The following is a 23,328-nucleotide window of genomic DNA, read 5'->3' as shown; positions in this document are numbered from 1 at the left end:
TTATTTCTAATACCTTTCGGAAAATACAGCTGAGATTTGATAACTCTTCGGCGTAACCCCTACAAGCTGCTTAAATACACGCGTAAAATAATTGGTATCCGAAAATCCTGTCTGGTAAGCAGTTTCCTTTATGCTGATCTGTCCGGCCAATAATTCTTTAGCCCTGTTGATTCTTTCCTGCAGGATAAAATCATTGGGAGACGTTCCCAGCTCATCTTTAAACATTTTAAAAAAGTTCGATTTGCTTACATAAGCCAGTTTGGCAATACTGTCAATAGACAGCTTCTGATGAAGGTTTTTCCTGATATAGTCTACGGCAAAACCTATCCTTGATTTATTTTTGGCAATATTCTTTTCCACCATGCTTCTGGCTTGGGTTTGCATTAATCTGATTAACAGTTCTTTCAATGCGAAATCTGCCATGATATCCTTCTGGGAATTGTCATCCATGGCAATTCTCATAATGTTATTGGTAGCAGAAGCTAAGGATTGATTGTTAAACAGAAAAAATTCATCCAGCTGGATATTCCACTGTGAAGTTTCATCTGCTTTAGGAAGACTGTAATTTAAATAATTAAGAGAATTTTCTATAAACTCAGGATTAAGGCTTAAAGAAATGCATTGGGTGGGCGCCAGATCTGCTTCAGGAAAATCGATCACCATAGTTTCACCGGGGGCAACAAGAATACTTTCTCCCGGAAAATAATCGAAATAGTTTGTTTTATTATCCAGCTTCATATGTTTCTTACCTCTCAGCATAGCGGTAAAAGCAATGTTTTCAAAATGAAGTTTAACCCCGAAAGCAGCCTTGTGGGTTTCGTAAATACTAAATTCACAGTTGTTTAGATTGAATTTTGTCTGGTTTTCAACCATGTTCAATAACTGGCTCTCCTTCTTTAATTCGGGAGTATTTAATAAAAATTTATTATTGTTATTCATTTCTAAACATTTTACAAAACCCAATCACTCAAATATATAAATTTTAACTCTTCAGTGTTGTTAATAAAATTATAAAGTTGAACATCTGCACTATTTTGATGTTTTTTTATACGATTGTGCTATCACTTTTTCATGAGTAAATGTAATTTGGCATTACGAAAAAATAAAATGATACTAATATGAGCACTATGACAGAACCGAAATCAGAGACCGCTTTCCAGTGGCCTGAATTCAAAAACAAATACGATAATTATATTGATGGGAAATTTACACCTCCTGTTAACGGACAGTACTTCAATGTAGTTTCCCCGGTAAACGGTAAAAATTTCACCCAGGTAGCCCATTCCTCCAAAGAAGATCTGGAACTGGCTGTAAATGCAGCGGACAAAGCATTTCAAACCTGGAAAAATACTTCATCTACAGAAAGAAGTATTATACTCAATAAAATAGCAGATAGGATAGAGCAGAATCTTGAATATCTTGCCATTGTTGAAACCATAGACAACGGAAAGGCGGTAAGGGAAACATTAGCGGCAGATTTACCTCTAGCAATAGACCATTTCAGGTATTTTGCTTCCGTAATCCGTTCAGAAGAAGGTTCTCACAATGAATTAGATAAAGACACGGTTTCCCTGATTGTTCACGAACCATTGGGTGTAATTGCACAGATTATTCCCTGGAACTTTCCAATATTGATGGCAATATGGAAGTTAGCTCCGGCCCTGGCTGCAGGAAACTGTGTTGTATTAAAGCCTGCAGAAAGCACTCCCGTTTCCATCATGGTTTTAATGGAAATCATCGGTGATCTTTTGCCTGCCGGTGTTATTAATATTGTCAACGGTTTCGGAGCAGAATTGGGAAGAGCTTTAGTAACTAACCCTAAAGTGTCAAAAGCTGCATTCACGGGTTCTACAGCTACAGGACGTCTTGTAATGCAGTATGCAACAGAAAATATCATTCCCGTTACCCTTGAACTGGGCGGGAAATCTCCAAATGTTTTCTTCAGTTCAGTAATGGATGCAGACGATGAATTTCTGGATAAAGCTATTGAAGGAGCAGTCCTTTTTGCCCTTAACCAGGGAGAGATCTGTACATGTCCTTCCAGACTGCTGGTTCAGGAAGATATTGCAGACGAGTTCATCGCCAAAGTGATCGAAAGGGTAAAGGCTATCAAAGTAGGAAACCCACTTGACAAGACTGTCATGATGGGTGCTCAGGCTTCACAGATTCAGAAAGATAAAATATTGTCTTACATTCAGTTAGGAAAAGAAGAAGGAGCGGAAGTTCTTGTGGGTGGTGACGTAAATAACGTGGGCGAAGACTTAGAGGATGGTTTCTATATCCAGCCGACTATTTTCAAAGGTAACAACAGAATGAGAATCTTCCAGGAAGAGATCTTCGGGCCCGTACTGGCCTTTACAACTTTCAAAGATGAAGATGAAGCTGTAAAAATTGCCAACGATACGATCTATGGTCTTGGAGCAGGTGTATGGACCAGGGATGCTCATCAGTTGTACAATATTCCTCGTCAGATTCAGGCTGGAAGAGTCTGGGTAAACCAATACCATTCCTATCCTGCAGGAGCACCTTTCGGAGGGTATAAACAGTCGGGAATCGGTAGAGAGAACCATAAAATGATGCTGGATCATTACCGTCAGACCAAAAACATGCTGATCTCCTACAACAAAAACAAATTAGGTTTCTTTTAATTTTAAATATTAGGGCGTGCCCGTTTGCCCCGGCTCTGCCGGGGCAAAACGGTCGGGCTTTTCCAGGGCTTCACTTCGTTTCGGTGCTCCATTTCATTCCGCACCGGCTCGTTCCTCGCCGCCCTTCCCATCCCTCACGCGAAAAATCGTATTCCTTATCTGAAATATTTCAGGTAAGCAGGAAATCTGTTATCCTTAAGAGGTTAATGGTTATGAACGTGAAAAGTCAATTTTGCTACGCAAGTCAATGGTCAATGGCAGACTGACAGTAAAGTTTCCAATTCACTATTGACCATTCACAATATATTTTAATGTGAAGAGTCAATTTGCTTTGCAAGTCAATACTCAATAATAGACTGGTAGTAAAATTAACGATTCACCATTCACCATTTATCATCTAACTAATAAAAACTAAACTCAAATCATATGATCCCAAAAACGATGAAAGCTGCTGTAGTTCAAGGCTACGGACAACCACTGAAAATAGAAGAAGTTCCGGTAAGAGAACCCGGAAGGTATGAGGTACTCGTCAAAGTTATTGCCTGTGGTGTGTGTCATACAGATCTCCATGCTGTAGATGGCGACTGGCCTGCAAAGCCCAAAATGCCCCTGATTCCCGGCCATGAAGGAGTAGGTATTGTCGTGGCATGTGGCCCTGAAGCGTATGTTAAAGAAGGAGATGCGGTAGGCGTTCCATGGTTATACAGTGCCTGCGGATGTTGTGACTACTGTATCACTGGCTGGGAAACGCTGTGTGAAGCACAGAAAAATGGAGGTTATAGCGTAGATGGCGGTTTTGCGGAATACGTTATTGCAGACTCAAGATATGTAGGGCATTTAAAATCCAATGTTAATTTCTTGGAAATCGCTCCTATTTTGTGTGCGGGAGTAACTGTTTATAAAGGGTTAAAAGAAACCGAGACAAAGCCCGGCGAATGGGTCGCTATTTCAGGAATCGGTGGATTGGGACATGTTGCAGTTCAGTATGCCAAAGCAATGGGCATGCATGTAGCAGCCATTGATGTAGCGGACGATAAACTGGAACTGGCAAAAAAACTGGGCGCAGACCTTGTAGTGAATGCGAAAAATACAGATCCCGGGGAATATCTGCATAAAGAAGTGGGCGGAATGCATGGCGCTTTAATTACAGCAGTATCTCCAATTGCATTCAAGCAGGGGATAGATGTACTCAGAAGAAAAGGGACGATAGCTCTTAACGGTCTTCCTCCGGGATCTTTTGAACTTCCGATTTTTGAAACCGTATTAAAAAGAATAACGGTGAGAGGTTCTATCGTCGGAACAAGAAAAGACCTTCAGGAAGCATTGGATTTTGCGAATGAAGGACTGGTAAAAGCAACGGTAACCTCTGCAAAGCTTGAAGATATTAATGATGTTTTTGATAAAATGAAAAAAGGTCAGATTGATGGTAGAATCGTGCTGGATATTGCCGGCTCAAATTAAATGATGATGGATTAATGTGCCCGGTGGATTCCTGCCGGGCTTTTTTAAAGACAATAAAAATCTTCGTACCTTAGAAGTAACTTGTTGATGTAAAAGAACAGAAAATGGAAACCACAATATCAAGGCTATCGGCCACAGAAAAAGCCCTGGATGTTATTTTCGAACTGGAAAATAAATATGGAGCGCTGATGTTTTACCAGGCAGGAGGATGCTGCGAAGGCACTCAGCCGCAATGTTTCGAGAAAGGTGGATTTTTCCCCCGTATGAATGATGCTATGATTGGTACCATTAACGGACATGAATTCTGGATCGACCGCGATTTATTCGAATACTGGAAATATTCTCACTTTACACTCGATGTTACAGATGGTTTCGGTCCCGGAGGTTTTTCCCTGGAAACACCTTTAGGCAAAACATTTAAAGTTCATTACAGGCTTTTCACCCCTGAAGAATACGAAAATTTAGAGCCGGTAAAACGAAGTGAATAAGTTTAGTTATAGCTCTTAAACCTTCATGTTTTAAATATTAATCAGACCTTCACAAACCGGTTTACAAACATCGCTGCTACAATGTCTCCTACGGCATTCAGAACAGTTGCCAGTGGGTCTACCAGCGTACCAATAATCATCACAGCCGGAATGGCTTCCTGTGGTAATTTATACACCGAAATCATCAGCATTTCCCCAATATATCCGCCGTTCGGAATACCGCCCGCAACAATACTTACGAAAACCGTAATTCCTAAAGCTAGCAATAAATTCGCCGGATCAAAAAAGTCTTTTCCAATAATCAGGAAAGCAACATATATTTTGATGATAGACGACATGGAAGATCCGTTTTTATGAAGCGTTGTCCCGATAGGAATAACCAGATTGGCAATTGAGTTTGGAATACCGATCTTCGAAGCAGCCTGAAGATTCGCCGGCATAGTGGCAAAACTGCTGCAGGTACTTAAAGCGGTAAGAGTAGGATATGCCGCATTGGACCAGAAGCTTTTGATTCCTTTTTGCCCGTTGGCCATAAAAGCATACAGCGAAAAGAAGACAAAGAAATAAATAATTCCTGCAATATAGTAAAGCCCGAGAGGTTTAGCATAGAATCCAAACAACTGTGGTCCCAAAGTCGCCACCTGATAGGCAAAATAGGCTCCAAGTCCGATAGGTGCAAGTTTCATGATTAATAAAAGTAATTCCTTCATCACTTCATATCCTGAAGAGATAAATACCCTGAACGGTAATCCTTTTTCTCCTGATTTTCTGGCAGCAAAGCCCGTCATGAAGGCAAAAATAAGAAGAGCCAGCATATTTTGTCTCGAAAAAAGCTGGGTAAATTCTCCGACAGTGAAAAAACTGACAATCCTGTTTCCCCAGCTGTCTTCATTAACGGCTTCAGAAATTATTTCCGAACTGCCGGAAACCCCCGAAACAGGGAATAAATAGACCGCACAGATGGTAAAAACAGCCGCCGTTAAAATAAAAAACAGGAAAGTAAAAGCCATGACGAGAATGATTTTTCCAAACTTGGACTGTTGTTCCAGAGACGCAATAGAATTGGACACGGCAAAAAATACAAGTGGCACTACACTTACAAAAAGCAAATTCAGGAATATATCTCCCAGAGGCTTAATGTATTCTACAATGCCCGGAGCAGTAATGCCTATGATGCTTCCTGCAATAATCCCAAATAGTAAAAGTATAATTCCCGAGTAATTTTTAAGAACCTCTTTCATTCAACGCTTTTTATCAAAGATAGGGTTATTTTTAACACTCTCTTATATATTTTTCAGGGACAAATTTCATAAATTTGAGTAAATATCGTTTCTATGGCTTATATAGATTACTATAAAATTCTAGGCGTAGATAAAAGCGCAACCCAGGATAACATTAAAAAAGCTTATCGAAAACTGGCAAGAAAGCTCCATCCTGATCTTAATCCGGACGACAAAGAAGCGGAGAAAAAATTCAAGGAGCTGAATGAAGCCAATGAAGTGCTCAGCAACCCCGAGAACCGTGCTAAATATGACAAGTATGGGGAGAACTGGAAGCATGGCGAAGAATACGAAAAAGCCCAGCAGCAGCAAAGACAGTATCAGCAGCAGAATTATGGCGGCGGAGGATTTTCCGGTGCTGATTTCGGTGAAGGGGAAGATTTTTCAGATTTTTTCCAGAGTATGTTTGGCGGTGCAGGTGGTGGTTTTGGCAGAAGCTCAAGAGGAAGTTCTTCAGGTAAGTTTAAAGGACAGGATGTTCACGCTGAATTAAATTTAACCTTAAAAGATGCGGCACATACCCATCCTCAGACTTTTGAAATCAATGGTAAAAAAGTGAGAATCACGATTCCTGCCGGGGTTTACGATGGACAGCAGATCAAACTGAAAGGTCATGGTAATCCTGGTTTTAATGGAGGTCCGAACGGCGATCTGTATATTACATTCAATATTCCTGCTGATCCCAATTTTGAAAGAATAGGTGATGATCTGAAAACAAAAGTTTCAATAGATCTGTATACTGCTGTTTTGGGAGGCGATGTAAAAGTGAATACACTGGATGGAAGCGTCAATCTCAAAGTAAAACCAGAAACACAGAACGGAACAACAGTAAGGCTGAAAGGAAAAGGATTTCCGGTATATAAGAAAGAAGGGCAGTCCGGAGATCTTTTTGTGACGTATGAGGTGAAATTACCTACTGGTTTGACGGACAAACAGAAAGAACTTTTTGAACAACTTAAAAATTCCTAAGTCATGAGTGAAAGAATATCGCGGGAAGAACTCGTAAAAATATACAATATAGAGGTCACTTTTTTTGATGAATTGGTAGACGAGGGTTTACTCCATGTAGAAACAGAGAATGAAGTACGGTATTTGCTCTATGAAGATCTGCCTGTTTTTGAGAAGTTTACCAACTGGCATTATGATCTGGAAATTAATCTTCCCGGTCTGGAAGTCATCCATCATATGCTTCGGAAAATGGAGGATTTAAAGAAAAAAAATCGTGAACTGATGAATAAACTTTCTGCAATAAATGATCAATATGAAGATATTTGATTTAGTTTTGTAATCTTAAAAAACGAATTAAATATTTTCTAAGAAATGAATGGAGAGAAAGTCATCAGATTACATGTGAACAGAAAAGATTTCGAGGAAATTTATTTCAGCGGGAACCAGACAAGCTTATTTTTTTCACCAACTACCAAAGGAAAAACAATTACTACAGCAGTTGTAGGATTAATACTGCTGATCCTTTTTTTCTTTAAAGATGATTTAAGTAAAGAAAAATTCGGGATTCTGTATTTTGTGAGCTTTTTATTTCTGTTATGTACGGTTTATCTTTCTTTAAGCATTAATAAGATTTCCCGATGGAAAAAAGAGGTGAATAGATACTTAAAATCACTGGAAGATTCCAAAATATATGAGATCAGGTTTAATGATGAGATTTTTAACGTCAACCTTAATCACCAGGAAGAATTAAGTAAATGGGAAGATTTTAAAGACTTTGAAGTCAATAATGAATTTATTTCCCTGGAAGGTAAATTTAATTATATGTTCCCAAAGAAATCAATGAGTAAAGGCGACTACGACAGCCTCAAACAAGCAATAAAGAAGAATATTGGTAAATAAAAAAATCAGAGCATTTGCTCTGATTTTTTATATGTGAAAAGATAATTGATCTTCGTTTCTGATTAATCTAACCAACCCATTTCCTTCATCCACTCGTCATTGTAGATTTTTCCTACATATCTTGAACCGTGGTCGTGAAGAAGAACAACAATCACATCATCTTTTGTAAACTGGTCTTTCATCTGGATTAAAGAAGCAATAGCACTCCCCGCAGAATATCCGCAGAAAATCCCTTCTTCTTTAGCCAGTTTTCTTGCGTAGATGGCACCGTCCTTATCTGTTACTTTTTCAAAATGATCGATCACAGACATATCATAATTCTCAGGAATAATATCTTCCCCGATTCCTTCTGTGATGTACGTATAGGCGTGATCATAATGAAGTTCCCCTGTCTCGTGAAACTCTTTCAGAATAGAACCGTAAGTGTCAACTCCGATTACCTTGATATCAGGATTTTTTTCTTTGAAGAATGTTCCGCAACCTGTAATAGTACCTCCTGTTCCGGCCCCTACTACGAAATGAGTAAGTTTTCCTTCTGTCTGTTCCCAGATTTCAGGAGCTGTAGATTCGTAATGAGCGGCTCTGTTGGATAAGTTATCATATTGGTTCACATACCATCCGTTTTCTGTTTCCTTAGCCAGTCTTTTGGAAACTGAATAATAAGAACGCGGATCCGTAGGTTTCACATCGGTAGGGCATACAATCACTTCGGCTCCTACAGCACGAAGAATATCGCATTTTTCTTTAGATTGCTTGGAATTGGTTACAAAAATACATTTGTAGCCTTTGATGATGGCTGCAAGAGCCAGTCCCATCCCTGTATTTCCTGAAGTTCCTTCAATAATAGTACCTCCGGGTTTTAATCTGCCGTCTTTTTCGGCATCTTCTATCATTTTAAGAGCCATTCTGTCCTTTACAGAATTTCCGGGATTGAACGTCTCTACTTTTGCCAAAACCAAAGCAGGAAAATCTTCACCCAGTACTTTGTTAAGCTTTACAAGAGGGGTATTTCCTATGGTTTCAAGAATATTTTTTGCGTATTTCATAAATGTTTTATAAGCGATGCAAAGATAAGGCTTTAAAAATTAGCTGCGTAATTTAAGATGATTTATCATGTGAATGGTGAATAGTCAATGATGAATTTTTCAAGAAACAATTAGTTGCTGCTATTAAAATTGACCATTCACCATTCAGTATTCACGTTAATTATATTTAATTGCCTTTACCGGAGATATTTTGCTGATCAGGTAACTCGGAATAATTAATGCCAGTCCTGAAATAATCAGAATGCCTACCGAGATTGAAATAATGGCAACAGGATTAAGGTCTACAGGTACCGTACTCACATAATAGTTTTCAGGATTAAGCTTAATAATGCCGAAGAATTTCTGGATCAGGATCAAACCCAGGCCAATTGCATTGCCGTAGAGAAGTCCCGGGATCATAATGATCAGCGTATAATTGATGAAAGTAGCTCTTATCTGTGAATTGCTGGCTCCGAGAGTTTTCAGAAGCCCAATGGAATTGGTTCTTTCGATGATCAGAATTAAAAGGACCATAATAATATTGATCACAACTACAATCAGCATAATAATAATGATCAGAGCAATATTAGTGTCGAAAATACTGATCCAGTCGTTGATTTGCGGGAATTTTTCCGTTGCCTTTTCTGCATAATTTTTGTAACCGATCAGTTTTTCAATTTCCGGAAAATCTCTGTCAATATCATTCACGTTTTTGAAGAAAATATCGAGGCCGCCTATTTCATCAGGCTTCATTTCCAGAATTTTTCTTACATGATTGATGCCGCCTATTACAAACTGTTCATCAATCATTTTAATATCTGTTTTATAAATTCCTATTACCCTGAAATTACGGTAAATAGGTTTCTGATCTGCTTTTGAAAATACGGTAACTATACTGTCATTAACTTTTAGATGAAGATCATTTGCTATTTTCTGCGAAATAGTAACGTCGTTATTGAAGCCCTTTTCTGTTACTTTTGGAGTAGTGCCGGCAACCAGGAATTTTTTGAATCTCAGGCTGTCAAAATCTTTCCCGACTCCTTTAAATATAATCCCTGAAAAATTGTGCTCGTTACGCATAATTCCGGTCACTGCTGCATATTTCTGGACACTTTCCACATCAGGAAGCTTTTTAATCCTTTGGATATCCAGTCCCTGGTTATCTAAAACAGAAGTGTTATAAGAAGAATTGGATCTGGTAGACCTTACCGTAATATGTCCGCTGAAATCCGCCAGTCTTTCCTTAATGGCTTTCTTGGAGCCGAAGCCGGTAGCCACGGTAATTAAAGAAACAATAATCCCCAAAGCTACAGAAAGCCTGCCGATAAAGATGATAACTCTTGAAAGGTTATTTTTGTTATCTTTGGAAAACGCTATTTTTCTAGAGAAATATAAAGGAAATTTCAAGCTTATGAATTTAGATTTCAAAATTAAAAATTTACTTCTTATTTGCCTAATTTTTTTAGGAGTATTCAATCAATATTATTCTCAGTCTCAACTTCAACCGGATTTCAAAACGGGAGCAGATCAACCTGAACTTTATCTGCCTTTGCTGAAGAATAAAACAATCGGGGTGGTGACTAACCAAACCGGTCTGATGAGCGATAAAAGTTATGTGGTAGACTTTCTGGTGAAGAACAATATTAAAATCAAAACCATCTTTGCTCCTGAACATGGTTTCAGAGGAGATGCTGATGCCGGGGAGAAAGTAAAAAACGGAGTAGATACCAAAACCGGAATCTCTATTATTTCTTTATACGGAAACAATAAAAAACCAACACCGGAACAATTAAAAGGATTGGATATTGTAGTCTTCGACATCCAGGACGTAGGAGTAAGGTTTTACACTTATATTTCAACTTTAACCTATTTGATGGAAGCCGGAGCAGAAAATAATGTGGAAATAATGGTGCTTGACCGTCCCAATCCGCACGATGGATATACTGACGGACCGGTCCTGAAAAAGAAATGGTCAAGTTTTGTAGGGATGCACGAGGTTCCTGTAGTTTATGGGCTGACGATAGGAGAATACGGAAAAATGGTCAATGGTGAAAAGTGGCTGAAAAATGGAGTTCAGGCAAAATACACCCTGATTCCGATGAAAAATTATCATAAAAAACAGCGCTATTCTGTCTTGGATAAGCCTTCTCCGAATCTTCCCAACGATAAGTCTATCAATCTGTATCCAAGTTTATGCTTCTTTGAAGGAACCCAGGTTTCTGTAGGGAGAGGAACCAGTCTGCCATTTCAGATTTACGGATCTCCCTGGACGCAAGGGCTTCCTTATCAGTTTACCCCAAAGCCTAATTTTGGAGCCAAAGATCCTTTCCTGAATGGAAAACTTTGCTACGGTGAAGATCTTTCAGCCTATCCAAAAGATCTTAGGGAAATTAATCTTGAATGGCTGATCAAATCTTATAAAGCATATAAAAATCCTGGTCAGGGCTTTTTCCTTGAGAATTTGTTTTTCGATAAACTTGCCGGAACCGATGAATTCAGAAAACAGATCATCGCCGGAAAGTCAGTTCAGGAAATCAAAGCTTCATGGAAAAGTGATCTGGAGAAATTTGAAAAGATCCGAAGCAAATATGTTATTTACGAGAACTGATTTTGAAACCAAATTGACTATTGATCATTGACTTTTCTCAGTCAAAATTCTGTGGTGGTTTGTTATCATTCTTTCCCTTATTAAGGATGAAAAGTCCAAGAGATAAGCCTATAACTCCGGCAAAAGCTGTCATTAATGCTCTTTCCAGTTTATCAGGCAGGTCATTTCCGATATAATTCATTAAAAAAAGAATCACGAAGGTGATCACTGAAATGATAATATGATTTTTTCCGAACAGTTTCATGCTGTTATTTTAATTTATAAGAAATCATTACGCCTCCTCTGTAAGGAAGGATTTCTCCGCTTTTGTTATATTTTTGGGCAGATTCATACCGTTTACCGGTAGTACGATCATATCCTTTATAGAAATCTGTAGATGAACCAACGGTTGCATATACATCAATATTCCAGCGGTCGGATACCTTAAACTGATATCCACCGGTAATACCTACTAAAAATGAAAATCCTTTTTGATATAAGTCAGATTTAAGAAATACTTCATTATTGCTATTGGTGTAAGGAATACTTTTCCAATAGTTCCATTTCTGTAAAACAAATGATGATACCCCAACGTTTGCCCCTACATACCAATGGCTGAATGCTTCATTAAAGTAATACCTGCCTTCGACGGATGCAGAGTAATATTGGAATTCGTGTCCTGCAAAGGATTTCCAGGGAGATATCAAAATATCACCCTGCATGGTAATTTTTTGACTCAATTGTTTTTCCAAACCAATATTGATGAGCCCAATTGGTGCCAGAAGTGCATTTCCTTTGATATATAGATTTTTTTCCTGTTGTTGCTCTTGTGCTGTCAGCAAAGCTGTAGACAGCAATGTGATGGATGCGGTAAGAAATTTGTGTTTTAGCATTTATTATTTTATTTGTTTCAATAATTCTTCTGCAAGTTTGGAATCCTTATTGGTCTGGACTGCCATATTTTTAGACATTTCTGCGTAGCTTTTTGCCATTTCCTTATTTCCGGTCAGAAAATATAGCTTTGCAAGAATGTATGTATTTTCCGGTGTTTCGCTACGCATTACAGATTTTTCAGCCCATTCTGTAGCTTTCTTTAAAGAAGCAGGGTTTTTGATGTGCTCGCTGAATACCCAGGCTGCTCTAAGCAATTCGTTGGGTTCGAATGCATCAGAATTTTTATAGTATTCCAGGGCAGCTTTTTCAAATTCAGGGAAATTGGCGTTTTGTTCGTAATAGCTTAGCTTTGTTTGGTTCAATTTGGATTGGGCCAGCTCTTTTCCTACCAAAGGTTCTGCGGTTTTCATGAAATACTCCTCATTGATCCTTTTATTTTTATCATCAATAGACTGGTCTACGATTTTTGAAAGTTTCAACTGGTTATTAAACTCATTGTAAGTTTCTTCGGGTAGATATTTAATAATTTCAGCCTTTCTTGAGGCAAATGTATTATAGTTGCTGTCTTCCGTTGATTTTACAAAGAACAGGAGAAAGCCTATTTCCTCTTTGGTGATTTCTTCTGTCTTCTTTTTGTTTTCAAAATATCGCTCGGAAGCTTTTTTAGCAAAATCATAATCTGAAGAAGAGTTCAGTTTCATAATGTTGATCAGGAATTCAGGATCTTTTTCTCCTTTGGCAAAACGTTCCTTTAAAGAACCCTTGTTATTACCGGGAGAATTGATGTTCTGAGCCATGGCTACAAAAAGACTTTCATCCATATAACCGGAGTTTTGAGAAACAAGATCACCCTCACCATTCAGGAAAAGATAAGTAGGGTAGGAACGTACTCCATATTTGGCAGCAATTTCCCTTCCTTCTCCTTTTTCCATATCGAATCTGGCATTAACGAAATTGGTATTGAAGTAATCCCCAACGGTTTTTTGGGTGAATACATTTTTTTCCATCATCTTACAGGGTCCGCACCAAGAAGCATAAGCATCGACGAAAACAAGCTTTTTTTCTTTTTTTGCCTTTGCTATTAAGTCTTTGAACGGTAATTCCTGAAACTGGATCGCTTCCTGAGCCAGTATAGCTACAGAGCAGAAAACAAATATCCCGGAGATGATCTTCTTCATTTTCAAATTAGATTTGTTGGCGAAGATAGGTATTTTCCAAAAAATAGACGGTGAGTTTACCTGGGAAGGCTCTTTATTAACGAAACTTTAAGATTGTTATCTTTTACAAAAAACAACGTTTAATAATTCCTCAGTATCTTAAAAACAAAAAAACCTCTAAATAAATTAGAGGTTTTAAGTGGTTTCTCCAGGAATCGAACCAGGGACACATGGATTTTCAATCCATTGCTCTACCAACTGAGCTAAGAAACCAATTGTTCCGTTGTTTAACGTGGGTGCAAAAATAGAGCTTTTTGCAATATCGTGCAAGTTTTTTTTGATAAATGTGAAAAGTCTTCCGGAGTGACCTGTTTTTAGAATTTAAAATAAAGAATATCTTGTTGAATGTCAGCGCTAACTATTATAGAGTATTTTTTATTTTTTTATGATTTTTCCCCCATACTTCCAAATGATCCAGAACAGGAATCAGCTCTTTTCCTATTTCCGTTAATTCATATTCAGTTCTGGGAGGAACTTCAGCGTATACTTTTTTGAGAATAAGTTTTTCTTCTTCCATTTTCTTGAGCTGCATGGTAAGCATTCTTTCACTGATGTTGGGAATACTGTCTTTCAGCTCCGAGAATCTCAGTTTTCCTCTTTTCAAACAATAACAAATAGACAGTATCCACCTTCCGCTGATGAGGTTTACCGCATATATTTCTGAGCAGCTCTGTTCCAGACCCTTCTTGTTTTCATGGTTGGTTGATGACTCTTTAATACCCATACTTACATTTTTGTTCGTTCCACACAATTCATTGAGTTTTTGGAGGCCCGATATTCATCATATAAATTTACAAAATAAAAAATAATGGGTGAAAACTTATGGCTATCATCCAAAAAATTACACAAACAATGGACTTAAACAGAATTGATAAAGGTTTGAAGGAAAGCATAGACCGTTTTCCATTTTCGCTGGAAATAAATGAAGCCGAGTTTCTCAGTAACCCTGAGATTATTCAGAAAGAAAAGATACAGTTTGCAAAGGAAAATCCTTTCAGGGTGCCGGATAATATTAACGTGAAAGATATTTTCATAGAAAGCACTTTTGATCATCATCAGATAAGACTCCATATTTATCAGCCCAAAAAATTTGATAAAACCAGAACGATCCTCTACTTTCATGGAGGAGGATATGTCTTTGGACTTCCGGAACAGGTAGATCCCCAGATGTTTGAAATAGCAGAAAACCTAAGTGCAACAATCATTTCGGTTGATTACAGGCTTTCTCCGCAATATAGATTTCCCATTCCAATACTGGACGGGTTTGATTCGCTGCAATGGGTCATCAGGAACGGAGAAGACGAACTGGGAATTGATCCAGAAAATATCACTGTTTTCGGAGCCAGTGCAGGCGGACATCTGGCGGCAGCAGTTACCCAAATGGCGAATGATAATGGACTTAAGAATATCGAACACCAGTTTTTACTGTATCCTGTAATTCATAACAGGATGGATACGCCTTCCATGAATGAATTCACAGATGCCCCTTTATGGAATAAGAAATATGCAGAGACCGCCTGGCTTCATTTTTTGGGAAATGATGATAAAGATAAGAGCATTCGATATGCAGATCTGACTTATTACGATGATTTCAGTAATCTTCCCGGAACAACAATAGTAGCCTGTGAACTGGATCCATTAAGGGATGAAAATATAGAATATTCCAGTTTTTTATATCAGGCAGGTATTAAAACCGAGTTGTGGGTGATACCTGGTGCAGTGCATGTATTTGATCTGTTTGATTCTCCTTTAAATGACAGATATAAGGAGTTTCTTTACAGCCGTATGTTTAATTATTAAGAATATATAATGACAAAATTAAGAGATAAAAAACCAGCTCTATTGCTGATTGATATACAAAAAGGATTTCTGGACGAAGAATACTGGGGTGGAAACAGGAATAACAGAGATGCTGAAAAAATCAGTGGAAAATTATTGGAAAAGTGGCGAGAACTGGGTCTTCCGGTTTTTCATATCAGGCACAGTTCCGTTAATCCTGAGTCTAAGCTGTATGAAACTGATCCGGGCTTTCAGTTTAATGACTATGTTCTGCCTCAGAATGATGAACCTGTTATTACGAAAAAAGTAAACAGTGCTTTTATCGGAACAGACTTAAAAAAAAAGCTCGACCACCAGAATATAAACACTTTAGTGATTGCTGGAATAACCACGAACCACTGTGTTTCGACAACGACAAGAATGGCCGGGAATTTTGGATATGAAACCTATGTGATTTCTGATGCCACAGCAGCTTTTGACAGGATTGGGATTAATGGAGAGAAATATGATGCCGAACTGATTCATTTAACTGCTCTGGCTAATCTGAATGAAGAATTTGCTTCCGTTTGGGATTCAGAGAAAATATTGAAGAATTTATAAAACAAAAAAACCTCTAAATACATTAGAGGTTTTCAAGTGGTTTCTCCAGGAATCGAACCAGGGACACATGGATTTTCAATCCATTGCTCTACCAACTGAGCTAAGAAACCATTATATTTTTGTTTGTCTTACTTCGTTGTTTTAAAGTGATGCAAAAGTAGTAAGTTTTCTTATATGAAGCAAGTATTAATCATACTTTTTTAAAATAAAAATAAAACCTACTGATTTTCAGCTGAATTATTTTCCTGTTCTTTTCTGATGTGGTCGCTCATCTCCTCCAGTACAGGCTTTATCGTACTTTCCGGAAGATCACTGATGCGGATATACATCAATCCGTCGATGGCATCATTAAAATTCGGGTCAACATTAAAAGCAATAACTTTAGCGTTTTGTTTGATGTATTTTTTGATCAGCACAGGGAGCCTTAATTCAGGTTCAAGATCATCAATGATTTTGTCAAGCTTATTCAGATCAGATTCCATTTCCTCAAAGAAGATATTCTTATCCCTGTCACGCAGTTTTACTTTATACTCATTTCTTGGCGTAATATATTGTGCCACTGCTGAATCAAAATAATTCGAACGCATGAATTCAATCATCAGAGATTTGGAAAACTCAGAGAATTTATTGGAAATACTTACACCACCCATCAAAAACTTATGGTCGGAATTTCTCAGGCAAACATGAACAATTCCTCTCCATAAAAGGAAAAGGGGAAGTGGTTTTTGCTGATACTCCTCACAGATGTAAGCACGGCCCATTTCAATTACTTTCTTGAAGAATGGGTGGATATCCTGCTCAAATTCAAATAATGAGCTTGTATAGAATCCTTTGATGCCGTATTTCTTCATAACCTCTTTACCTAAAGCCATTCTGTAGGCTCCGGCAAGCTTCTCTGCACTGCTGTCCCAAAGGAAAAGGTGGTGGTAATGCTTATCATATTCATCAAGATCGAACGGAAGATTACTTCCTTCACCTACAGCACGGAAAGTAAGCTCTCTCTGACGTCCTATTTCTCTCATGATAGAAGGAATTTCCTCATAAGTTGTGAAGTAGATCTCGTAGTTTCCGTTACTGAACAGCATTTTGTCTGTGCCTTTCAGCCTGTTGATATCCTTGAGAATATCTTCTTTAGGCGTTTCGTCAATGATATTCTGTACAATATTCTCTTCTTTTAAAAGAGGGAATTTTACCGTTAAATTTTTAAGATTGATGCTCTGGGCCAATGATTTTCTCTTTTCATAATAAGATTTCATCATGTAGACCTTACGCTTCAGGAACTCACCCAGCTCTTCAATGGTTTCCATTTCATCCATTGCTTTTACCGTGATGGGTTTTCCTATCCTGATTCTGATGGGTTTTTCCCTGTCATTCATCATTTCAGCGGGAAGCATCAAAGTCTGTAAACTTGGATGAAGCTTGGCCACCTGGTAAAAAAGGCGGCTGTTTTTAGCATGAAAATATAAAGGAACTACCGGAACTTTAGCCATTCTGATCAGCTTAAGGGCTGGTTTTTCCCAGTCTTTGTCGAGTATTTCCCCGTAAGGGTTATTTTTGTTGGATACTTCTCCTGCCGGGAAAATGCCTACACAGCCTCCATTCTGAAGGTGTTTCAGGGTTTCCCGCATTCCTGAAGTACTGCTGTATGCTTCCTTTCTGTTTTCAAAAGGATTGACAGAGATTACATACGGCTCCATCGGTTTGATCTTTTCCAGAAGGAAATTTCCCATTACCTTAAAATCCGGACGTACTTCTGAAAGAATTTTACACATCAAGATTCCGTCAATAGCACCTAGCGGATGGTTCGAAACCAGAATAAACGGTCCTGTTTTTGGAATTTTCGCAAGGTCCTCTTCAAAAGCGATATAGCTTAGGTTTCTTTCTCTTACAAATGAGTCGAAAAAATCTTTGCCTTCCTTATCTTTTAATTTGTCGTATAATTTATTTACTTCATTTATTTTGGCAATGCTCATCACGGCAGAGGCAACCGGGTTCTTGAGGAACCCGATTTTGCTTAAGCCGGAAGCTGTGATAAGATCGTTTTTCGAAATTAAACTCATATGTGTTTAGTCGCAGTTAAAATTATTGTGTTACCATTTGAACCGTATTTTTGGAAATCTGCTCCAATAATACATTTTTTTCCTGGTAAAACTTGTCAATATGATCCATATTTGCATTTCTTACTGTAAATAAAGATACATTTTTAACCGCTTCAGTTTTAAATATTTTTTGAAGTTCATCATTAAACTCATCCACATTGCCGAATTTATCTTCCAGGCATAAAGCCAGAGAAATAGCAGAATTCTGCATAAGAGACACCTTGATCTTGTATTTGGAAAGATATCCGAAAATAAGACTCATATGATCTTCTGCAATGAAAGAAAAGTCTCGGGTCGATATTTTTAAAAGAACCTGATTCTCCTTTAATATATAAGACTCTTCATGCTGATTTTTGTCTGATCCTCCTACCTTCGTTCCTGGCTTGGTAGGATCTACGAAAGATTTTACATAAAAAGGAATGTTTTTCTGCTGTAAAGGCTGCAAAGTTTTCGGGTGAATAACACTTGCCCCGTAATAAGCCATTTCAATAGCCTCTTCATAAGAAATATTGGAAAGAAGGGAAACATCACTGAATTTTCTCGGGTCTCCCGTCATTACGCCCGGAACATCCTTCCAGATGGTCATGGCTTCGGCATTCAGGCAATACGCAAAAATAGCGGCAGAATAGTCAGAGCCTTCTCTTCCTAAGGTTACCGTAAAATTATTATCATCAGAACCGATGAAACCCTGTGTTACGTAACAGATATCCTTATTCAGAGTAGAAATAAATTCCTCTGTTTTTGCCCAGTCTACCATACCTTCCCTGTAAGAACTGTCGGTTTTGATAAAGTCCCTGGCATCCAACCATTGATTGGTAAACTGGATTTCGTTCAGGTATTCGCTTAAGATTTTAGTAGAGATCATTTCCCCGCAGCTCACCACCTGATCATACACGAAACTGTAGTTAGGGGATTTGTTTCTTCTTAAGAAAGAATCGATATCATCAAAAAATAGATTGATCTCAGCAAAAACTGCATGGTTTTCAGGAAACAGACCTTCCGCAATCTCGATGTGTTTTCGTTTTATCTTTTCAATCTCAGTTTGATAGTTATCTTTCTTGAAATAAAGTTCTACAACTTTTTCCAACTCATTGGTCGTTTTGCCCATCGCTGATATCACCAGCAGACATTTGGCAAACCCCTGGCTTTGTAAAACCATGGACACATTTTTTACACTTTCGGCATCTTTCACAGATGCGCCACCAAACTTGAAAATTTTCATTAATTTGTTTAAAATAAAATTGTTAGATTAAAAATTACATGAGTTTTTTACGGACGTCAAAATTATAAATTTACAACGAGATATGAAAGTGTCTCTCCGTTGGAGGGAATTAAGATTTTATTAAAATTGAGACTTGATGAATATTATCAGAATTTCATTGATTTATTATCATCAAATGGGGATTAATGATACCATGATAATTTTAAGGATACCTCTGTGTTGATTGTGTATTGATCTGAAATACAGTGTTTAAGGTCTTTTCTAACAAAAGCTTTCTTTCTCCGATAAATTTTCCGAAATTTGGGGAAAACGTAAAAAGAAAAATATGTCAAATCAACCATTACAGACTTTAGGAGAATTTCTTATTGATAAACAGGACGACTTTCAGTATTCTACGGGTGAATTTTCCCGTCTGCTAAGTGCAATAAGATTGGCTTCAAAGGTAGTAAACAGAGAAGTAAATAAAGCAGGGATTGTAGATATAACGGGAGCAGCAGGAAATCAGAATATTCAGGGAGAAGAACAGCAGAAGCTTGATGTGATTGCTAATGAAATTTTTATTACGGCTTTGTCTCAGAGAGAGGTTGTTTGCGGGATTGCTTCTGAGGAAAATGATGATTTTATTGACATTAAATGTGGCGAAAACGGTCACCTGAGTAAATATGTTGTTCTGATTGATCCTCTTGACGGATCTTCCAATATTGATGTGAATGTTTCCGTAGGAACCATTTTTTCTATTTACAGAAGAGTAACAGAGCCGGGAACTCCGGTTCAGTTAGAAGATTTTCTTCAAAAAGGGATTAACCAGATTGCTGCAGGATATGTAATTTACGGTTCTTCCACCATGATTGTTTATACTACAGGAAACGGGGTGAACGGTTTTACTCTGGACCCTTCTTTGGGAACCTATTATCTTTCTCATCCAAACATGACATTTCCTACGAATGGAAAAATTTATTCCATTAACGAAGGAAATTATATTAAGTTCCCTCAAGGGGTAAAAAATTATCTTAAATATTGCCAGATGGAAGAAGGAGACCGTCCTTATACTTCAAGATATATCGGTTCTTTAGTAGCAGACTTCCACAGGAATATGCTGAAAGGAGGGATTTATATTTATCCGTCTTATTCCCAGGCTCCGAACGGAAAACTAAGGCTGCTTTACGAATGTAATCCTATGGCATTCCTTGCAGAACAGGCTGGAGGGAAGGCTACGGACGGGTTCAGAAGAATCCTTGAAGTAGAACCGACTGAACTTCACCAGAGAATCCCGTTTTTCTGCGGAAGTATTCAGATGGTAGAGAAAGCAGAGGAATTTATGAGGATCGACAGTGTAAAATAATGACAGCAAAATATTTCAGATATTTATTAGAATTCAAACGCCCGAGCGGAACATCTCGTGGCGTTTTGCATGAAAAAGAAACCTTTATTTTCGAAGTTGAGGAAAGCGGAAAGAAAGGTACAGGTGAATGTGCTGTTTTCAGAGGACTAAGTTTTGATGACAGGCCGGATTATGAAGAAAAGCTGCAGTGGTTGTGTGATAATATCGATCAGGATGATCACTATCTGAAAGAACAACTGATAGAATTTCCTTCAATATGGTTTGGATATGAACAGGCAGTTTTAAATCTGAAGCATGGGGATCATCTGTATTTTCCAAGTGAATTTACTGAAGGAAAAGCATCTATTATGATCAACGGACTGATTTGGATGGGAGATATTCATTATATGGAAGAACAGATCAGGGAAAAGCTTCAATTGGGATTTCACTGTATTAAGTTGAAAATTGGAGTTGACTGGAAATCTGAGCACAAAATCCTTCAGGAATTAAGAACAAAATTTTCAAAAGATGAGCTGGAACTTCGGGTAGATGCCAATGGCGGATTCAGCAGGGAAGAGGCAGAGATTGTTTTGAAGCAGCTTGCAGATCTTCATATTCATTCTATTGAGCAGCCGATAAAAGCTGGGAACTGGAATGATATGGCCTCATTGTGTGCCGGAACTCCTACGCCGATTGCTTTGGATGAAGAACTGATTGGGATTACTGATCCTGCTGAAAAGAAAGAACTTTTAGAAACCATCAGGCCACAATATATTATTTTAAAGCCTGCTCTGGTAGGAGGTTTTTCAGGTTCAGATGAGTGGATTTTTCTTGCGGAAGAGCAGAATATCGGCTGGTGGATCACCTCCGCTCTCGAAAGTAATGTAGGGCTCAATGCTATTGCGCAATATACATTCACAAAGAAAAATCCGATGCCGCAAGGATTGGGCACCGGATCTCTATTTGTAAATAATTTTGAATCAAGTCTGGAACTCAGAAATGAGTTGTTATGGTTCAAAATATAGCTTTAATAGCTATGCAAATGAAGGAGGAGAATCTGCACAGGTTGGGCTACCCGCATGCTCAGCATCCCATGATCTGCAACATCTGAGTTTGGGATCCCAACTGTTGCATCCAATAGGAACAATTCCTCCTTTGATAACTTTTAAATCTGACTTGTTAAGTTTTCTCATGTGTTTCATAATAAAAGATTTTAATTTGTTTGGTAAGTAAATATCAATCTCTTTTTTTTATTTCACAAGAATTTAACTTTAATTAACTAAATTCACTCCAATAGGATTTAATTCCGAGGTTAAAGTCTTATTTTACGAACAATTTTGAAAAAGTATAAATATGAAAAACTGCTTCTAAATTGTAATAGAAGGTATTTTCATGTGTCAAATTAGAGATAAAGTAATATTAGGCTCGGATAAACTTCTTGTTTATGGGTTAACATTCATTTTTAGATCACGTCTTTTACGAAAATTGCTTCCTTGATATATCTCACTATATAAGAAAACTTGTTTTTAATTCTTTTCATGATAAAGTGTGTATTTCTCGTTATAATGAAATTTACAATCTTTATGCCAACTTAAGTATTGATTTTAAAGTTTAACATATGATTAATTTCATAACTTTTTTTTAATTAATCATTAAGAAATAATTGTGAAAATATTTTCGTTATTTTTTAATCTTACTGTGATTAAATTTCTATCAATTCCATATAAATTCTGAAAAATATCTTTTTGTACCACAGAGCTGGAAAGATATCCCCAATGGTTTCCCACTTCATACTTAAAGCTGTTCAGAATATCATCCTCTACAAAAGTGCAGTCGATAACAGAAACAATATCTTTTAACTTTTCAATATCACTTGGACCGTTCTTGCCTAATCTTGGGGTAAGGATATTCTTGGTAAATTGAGAGATTCCCAATACAGTATCCTTTCTGTTCAGGTAAATGGAAATACGGTTGGCCAACAGGGGAAGCTTATTATATGAATCTTCAGAATCTTCGAAAACCTTATAGGATACATCAGCGTTTAACAGCAGGACCTGATCAATAACACGCAGAATATTTTCCCTCTTAAGGCTGTACAGCATGCTTTGAAGAACTCTGTTTCCAAGGGAATGAGCCATGAGGTGAATTCTTTGATTGCAAGGAGCCAGATCGCGGTTTGAAAAAATGTCCTTTAAAAACTGGGTGTAAAAATAGAAAAGCCTCATCAGCGATGATCCTGAATTAATGCTTGAAGCCTTATCATCGAAATAAGTCAGTGGTACAAGGCTGCTCGAAGCAGGCCAGCTTACAAAAAGAATATGTTCTACAGGTGATTCAGGATGGTCTATGTACAGTTTTTTAAGGTCAATGATGGCCTTGAGTTCATCATCAAAATCATAAGCATATCCATGAATAAAAATCAGGACATCACTTCTGTCTTTGGTAGAGGACATATTTTTATACAGCTCATAAAACATTCTCTGTGTTCCGCCAAGATTATTGGCCGTCAGCGTAGATTTTTTAATGCCTTTTTCGTTCTGCAGGACTTCCAGTACTTCCTCATAGCCCTGTTTTTCGGGCTCGGAAAATAATTTGTAATCTAATATATTACGGTTGGTATAATCTTTTTCCTTTTTGGCGGCAGCCGTAGGCTCTTTGTAGGTGTCAAAATTACATTTGGCGATCCTGAAATTGGGAATAGAGTATTCATCACTGGAAAATGAATCTGCTTTTTCGCCCTTATGCCGGACGATCTTACGATTGCTTAAGATATAAACAGCCATAGTCGGTAATTTTTAGAAACGGTTTTTAGTTTTATCTAAATTAATCAAAAAAGATTGAATTATCACAGAATTATCA

23 protein-coding genes and 2 tRNA genes are annotated in these 23,328 nt (G+C 37.7%); 11 read left to right on the top strand and 14 right to left on the bottom strand.

Going from position 1 to position 23,328, the window contains the following annotated elements; genetic code table 11:
* Window positions 1-6: 6 nt before the first annotated feature.
* A complete protein-coding gene (locus tag ACM40_RS07595; protein WP_048502218.1) occupies window positions 7-939 on the bottom strand; it encodes a helix-turn-helix domain-containing protein in 933 nt (310 codons plus the stop codon).
* A 179-nt stretch (window positions 940-1,118) separates the two neighbouring features.
* On the opposite strand from ACM40_RS07595, the gene ACM40_RS07590 reads away from it, so the two are divergent.
* The 3 genes from ACM40_RS07590 (at window position 1,119) to ACM40_RS07580 (ending at window position 4,597) form a co-directional block, all read left to right on the top strand.
* Complete coding sequence (locus tag ACM40_RS07590) at window positions 1,119-2,648, top strand: aldehyde dehydrogenase family protein (RefSeq protein WP_048502217.1); 1,530 nt, start codon at window positions 1,119-1,121, stop codon at window positions 2,646-2,648.
* A 426-nt stretch (window positions 2,649-3,074) separates the two neighbouring features.
* A complete protein-coding gene (gene adhP, locus ACM40_RS07585) occupies window positions 3,075-4,109 on the top strand; it encodes an alcohol dehydrogenase AdhP (protein WP_048502216.1) in 1,035 nt (344 codons plus the stop codon).
* Window positions 4,110-4,213: 104 nt separating this feature from the next.
* A complete protein-coding gene (locus tag ACM40_RS07580) occupies window positions 4,214-4,597 on the top strand; it encodes a DUF779 domain-containing protein (protein WP_048502215.1) in 384 nt (127 codons plus the stop codon).
* A 41-nt stretch (window positions 4,598-4,638) separates the two neighbouring features.
* Here the strand turns inward: ACM40_RS07580 and ACM40_RS07575 are convergent, their stop codons facing one another.
* Window positions 4,639-5,838 (bottom strand): dicarboxylate/amino acid:cation symporter, encoded by a 1,200-nt coding sequence (locus tag ACM40_RS07575; RefSeq protein WP_048502214.1) that lies wholly within the window; start codon window positions 5,836-5,838, stop codon window positions 4,639-4,641.
* Between the two features lie 93 nt (window positions 5,839-5,931).
* Here ACM40_RS07575 and ACM40_RS07570 point away from each other — a divergent pair, with 93 nt between their 5' ends.
* Genes ACM40_RS07570 through ACM40_RS07560 form a run of 3 tightly spaced genes read left to right on the top strand, consistent with a single transcriptional unit; the run spans window position 5,932 to window position 7,725 of the window.
* Window positions 5,932-6,846, top strand: a complete 915-nt coding sequence (locus ACM40_RS07570) for a DnaJ C-terminal domain-containing protein (protein WP_048502213.1) — start codon at window positions 5,932-5,934, stop codon at window positions 6,844-6,846.
* 3 nt (window positions 6,847-6,849) lie between these two features.
* The gene (locus ACM40_RS07565; protein ID WP_048502212.1) at window positions 6,850-7,152 is read left to right on the top strand and encodes a chaperone modulator CbpM; all 303 of its coding nucleotides are present in this window, start codon (window positions 6,850-6,852) and stop codon (window positions 7,150-7,152) included.
* Window positions 7,153-7,197: 45 nt separating this feature from the next.
* Window positions 7,198-7,725: a hypothetical protein gene (locus ACM40_RS07560; protein ID WP_048502211.1), complete on the top strand. Its 528-nt coding sequence runs from the start codon at window positions 7,198-7,200 to the stop codon at window positions 7,723-7,725.
* 62 nt (window positions 7,726-7,787) lie between these two features.
* Here the strand turns inward: ACM40_RS07560 and ACM40_RS07555 are convergent, their stop codons facing one another.
* Window positions 7,788-8,771 (bottom strand): PLP-dependent cysteine synthase family protein, encoded by a 984-nt coding sequence (locus tag ACM40_RS07555; protein WP_040998638.1) that lies wholly within the window; start codon window positions 8,769-8,771, stop codon window positions 7,788-7,790.
* A 156-nt stretch (window positions 8,772-8,927) separates the two neighbouring features.
* Entirely contained in the window at window positions 8,928-10,157 is a 1,230-nt protein-coding gene (locus tag ACM40_RS07550) for an ABC transporter permease (RefSeq protein ID WP_048502210.1), read from the bottom strand.
* A gap of 4 nt (window positions 10,158-10,161) precedes the next feature.
* On the opposite strand from ACM40_RS07550, the gene ACM40_RS07545 reads away from it, so the two are divergent.
* Window positions 10,162-11,358 (top strand): exo-beta-N-acetylmuramidase NamZ domain-containing protein, encoded by a 1,197-nt coding sequence (locus ACM40_RS07545; RefSeq protein WP_048502860.1) that lies wholly within the window; start codon window positions 10,162-10,164, stop codon window positions 11,356-11,358.
* 37 nt (window positions 11,359-11,395) lie between these two features.
* Here the strand turns inward: ACM40_RS07545 and ACM40_RS07540 are convergent, their stop codons facing one another.
* The 5 genes from ACM40_RS07540 to ACM40_RS07520 form a co-directional block, all read right to left on the bottom strand.
* Window positions 11,396-11,602, bottom strand: a complete 207-nt coding sequence (locus ACM40_RS07540; RefSeq protein WP_040998643.1) for a hypothetical protein — start codon at window positions 11,600-11,602, stop codon at window positions 11,396-11,398.
* A 4-nt stretch (window positions 11,603-11,606) separates the two neighbouring features.
* Window positions 11,607-12,230 (bottom strand): DUF3575 domain-containing protein, encoded by a 624-nt coding sequence (locus ACM40_RS07535; RefSeq protein ID WP_048502209.1) that lies wholly within the window; start codon window positions 12,228-12,230, stop codon window positions 11,607-11,609.
* A 3-nt stretch (window positions 12,231-12,233) separates the two neighbouring features.
* Window positions 12,234-13,409, bottom strand: a complete 1,176-nt coding sequence (locus ACM40_RS07530; RefSeq protein ID WP_048502208.1) for a thioredoxin fold domain-containing protein — start codon at window positions 13,407-13,409, stop codon at window positions 12,234-12,236.
* Between the two features lie 179 nt (window positions 13,410-13,588).
* A tRNA-Phe gene (locus tag ACM40_RS07525) sits at window positions 13,589-13,661 on the bottom strand.
* A 148-nt stretch (window positions 13,662-13,809) separates the two neighbouring features.
* Entirely contained in the window at window positions 13,810-14,172 is a 363-nt protein-coding gene (locus ACM40_RS07520) for a winged helix-turn-helix transcriptional regulator (protein WP_048502207.1), read from the bottom strand.
* Window positions 14,173-14,300: 128 nt separating this feature from the next.
* Between ACM40_RS07520 and ACM40_RS07515 the strand changes: the two genes are divergently transcribed.
* Window positions 14,301-15,248 carry an alpha/beta hydrolase gene (locus tag ACM40_RS07515; protein ID WP_048502859.1) on the top strand — a complete coding sequence of 316 codons (948 nt, stop codon included), beginning with the start codon at window positions 14,301-14,303 and terminating at the stop codon, window positions 15,246-15,248.
* A 9-nt stretch (window positions 15,249-15,257) separates the two neighbouring features.
* Window positions 15,258-15,827, top strand: a complete 570-nt coding sequence (locus tag ACM40_RS07510) for a cysteine hydrolase family protein (RefSeq protein WP_048502206.1) — start codon at window positions 15,258-15,260, stop codon at window positions 15,825-15,827.
* Between the two features lie 37 nt (window positions 15,828-15,864).
* Here the strand turns inward: ACM40_RS07510 and ACM40_RS07505 are convergent.
* The 3 genes from ACM40_RS07505 to ACM40_RS07495 form a co-directional block, all read right to left on the bottom strand.
* Window positions 15,865-15,937 (bottom strand) — tRNA-Phe (locus ACM40_RS07505).
* Between the two features lie 108 nt (window positions 15,938-16,045).
* Window positions 16,046-17,887, bottom strand: a complete 1,842-nt coding sequence (locus ACM40_RS07500; RefSeq protein WP_048502205.1) for a lysophospholipid acyltransferase family protein — start codon at window positions 17,885-17,887, stop codon at window positions 16,046-16,048.
* Window positions 17,888-17,909: 22 nt separating this feature from the next.
* Window positions 17,910-19,148 (bottom strand): aspartate kinase, encoded by a 1,239-nt coding sequence (locus tag ACM40_RS07495; protein ID WP_048502204.1) that lies wholly within the window; start codon window positions 19,146-19,148, stop codon window positions 17,910-17,912.
* A 325-nt stretch (window positions 19,149-19,473) separates the two neighbouring features.
* On the opposite strand from ACM40_RS07495, the gene fbp reads away from it, so the two are divergent.
* Complete coding sequence (gene fbp, locus ACM40_RS07490) at window positions 19,474-20,490, top strand: class 1 fructose-bisphosphatase (protein WP_040998657.1); 1,017 nt, start codon at window positions 19,474-19,476, stop codon at window positions 20,488-20,490.
* Window positions 20,490-21,494 (top strand): o-succinylbenzoate synthase, encoded by a 1,005-nt coding sequence (locus ACM40_RS07485; protein ID WP_048502203.1) that lies wholly within the window; start codon window positions 20,490-20,492, stop codon window positions 21,492-21,494. Before fbp ends, ACM40_RS07485 begins: the two co-directional genes overlap by 1 nt.
* A gap of 9 nt (window positions 21,495-21,503) precedes the next feature.
* Here ACM40_RS07485 and ACM40_RS20530 read toward each other — a convergent pair whose 3' ends face one another.
* The gene (locus ACM40_RS20530; protein WP_165579287.1) at window positions 21,504-21,671 is read right to left on the bottom strand and encodes a hypothetical protein; all 168 of its coding nucleotides are present in this window, start codon (window positions 21,669-21,671) and stop codon (window positions 21,504-21,506) included.
* Between the two features lie 450 nt (window positions 21,672-22,121).
* Complete coding sequence (locus tag ACM40_RS07480; RefSeq protein ID WP_048502202.1) at window positions 22,122-23,252, bottom strand: alpha/beta hydrolase; 1,131 nt, start codon at window positions 23,250-23,252, stop codon at window positions 22,122-22,124.
* Window positions 23,253-23,328: the final 76 nt, after the last annotated feature.

The organism is Chryseobacterium sp. BLS98, from assembly GCF_001045445.1.
GTDB lineage: Bacteria > Bacteroidota > Bacteroidia > Flavobacteriales > Weeksellaceae > Chryseobacterium.
Note: the sequence above shows the minus strand (reverse complement) of the source record. Positions and strands in the feature narration are given on the sequence as shown.